Annotated in this window: 2 protein-coding genes; both read left to right on the top strand. The window is 74.7% G+C overall.

The genetic code is table 11. The features are described from left to right. The coding region (locus AC2W7G_RS15060; protein WP_485869157.1) for an ATP-binding domain-containing protein at positions 1–270 on the top strand (270 nt) is incomplete at its 5' end. Further along, positions 267–1,829, top strand: coding sequence for a metallophosphoesterase family protein (locus tag AC2W7G_RS15055; RefSeq protein ID WP_485869156.1), 1,563 nt, complete (start codon positions 267–269; stop codon positions 1,827–1,829). The genes AC2W7G_RS15060 and AC2W7G_RS15055, both read left to right, overlap by 4 nt. Positions 1,830–1,916 lie beyond the last annotated feature (87 nt).

Raw genomic sequence — 1,916 nt, 5'->3', positions numbered from 1 at the left:
GATCGCCGTCGTCACCGCGGTGACCCGCCGCGGAGCGGGCCCGGCACCGAGCTGGCCGACGCCCTGGCCCGGCACGGCGACCGCGTGCGCGTCCTCGACGGCCTCGACACCAAGGGCCTGGAGTTCGACGCGGTCGTGGTGCTCGAGCCCGACGAGATCACCGACGAGTCGCCCTCGGGCTGGCGGACGCTCTACGTCGTCCTGACCCGCGCCACGCAGCTGCTGACCACCGTGGGCACCAGCGACCGCTGGCTGAAGCGGGTCCGATGAGGCGGCTGCTCGCCGCGCTCGCGGCCCTCGTCCTGGGCCTGGTCGTGACGCTGGCCGTCGCGCTCACCGCCTTTCTGCACAGCGAGCGCGAGGTGTCGATCGGCGCGCACTCCTCGCTGGTACGCCCGACGCTCGACGGCTGGGCCACGCTCGACTTCGGGCCGCTGCTGCCGACGGTGCGGGTGCCGGTCGACGGCACGGCCGGCATCGGCGTCGAGATCGACCTCGGCGACAGCCAGGTCACGTCGCTGGAGCAGCTCGCCGCCCAGGACGCGGTCATCGCCAGCCAGCCGGCCGGTGAGATCCGCAAGGTCACCTCGACCGTCCAGGACATGGCCTGGGTCGCGCTGGCCAAGGGTGCGGGCGCCGGCGTGCTGACCGTGCTGCTCGCCGTCGGCGTGTGGCGCGTGACCGGGCCCGCGCGCCGGCGCGAGGTGCGCACCGCCTCGGCGAGCGGCTGCGTCACCCCGTCGCGGCGCACGATCGTCGGCGGCGTCGCCGTCACCGCGCTGGTCGCGGGGTCGGTCGTGGCGATCGCCCTGCCGGTCGACTACGCGGACGTGGCCGGCGACCGGTCGTGGCGGCCGATCACCGGCGTCTTCCCCGAGCTCGACGGCACCGACCCCGTGCTCGACACGGTGCAGATCGCCCAGGGCGCGGCCGCGTCCGGCGGCAGCGCGCTCGTCGAGGGCGCCCTGGCCACCTACCGCGAGTCGGTCAGCTTCTACGGCGACCTGGCCGAGACCGCGTCCCAGGCCGTGGTCCGCACGCCGCAGGAGGGCGAGACCACCGCCCTCGTCGTCACCGACCGGCACGACAACATCGGCATGGACCAGGTCGCCCGGGCCATCGCCGACCAGGCGCAGGCCTCGATGGTGCTCGACCTGGGCGACGACACCTCGGTCGGCGGCTCGTGGGAGGAGTTCAGCGTCAACTCCCTGGCCCGCGAGATGCGCGACCTCGCGGTCGTCGCCGTCGCCGGCAACCACGACACCGGCGGCCACATCCAGCGCTGGTACGACGACGCCGGATTCACCGTGCTCGACGGCGAGCCGGTCGACGTGGAGGGCGTCCGCTTCATCGGCATCAGCGACCCGCGCAGCTCGGGGCTGACGTCCGGCTACGAGGGCGACGCGGCCGACAACAGCGCCGCCCTGAAGCAGCAGGACGAGGCGCTCACCGAGGCGGCGTGCGAGGACGGCGACGTGTCCGTCGCGCTCGTGCACAGCGCGTCGTCGGCCAAGCAGCTGGCCGCGTCCGGCTGCGTCGACCTCGTGCTGTCCGGCCACCTGCACCGCCAGGTCGGGCCCGACGTCGTCGAGGGCGAGAACGGGCGCCGCACGGTAACGCTCACGACGGCGTCCACCGGGGGCGCGGTCTACGCCTTCGCCCTGGGCAGCAAGCTGCGCCGGGCCGCCCAGGTGACGATCGTGACGTTCCGCGACGGACGTCCCGTCGGCCTGCAGCCGGTCGACCTGGAGCCGGGCGGCATCGTCACGGTCCAGGACTTCGTGCCGATGGAGCCGTCGCCGCGCGACGCGGTGCAGGCGCTGCGCTGACCTGGCCTGCCTTCGCCGGCTCGTTGCGCTCGTGCAGGCCGGCCTCGGCCACCACGGTGCGCACGGGACGGCCCATCGACCGGGCCG

Source organism: Aeromicrobium sp. PFPM2_SD2, assembly GCF_057364525.1.
Note: the sequence above shows the minus strand (reverse complement) of the source record. Positions and strands in the feature narration are given on the sequence as shown.

What these genes read in the sequence shown, in the direction of transcription:
- AC2W7G_RS15055 (WP_485869156.1), top strand. Translation starts at nt 267, where the DNA reads ATGAGGCGGCTGCTCGCCGCGCTCGCGGCCCTCGTCCTGGGCCTGGTC.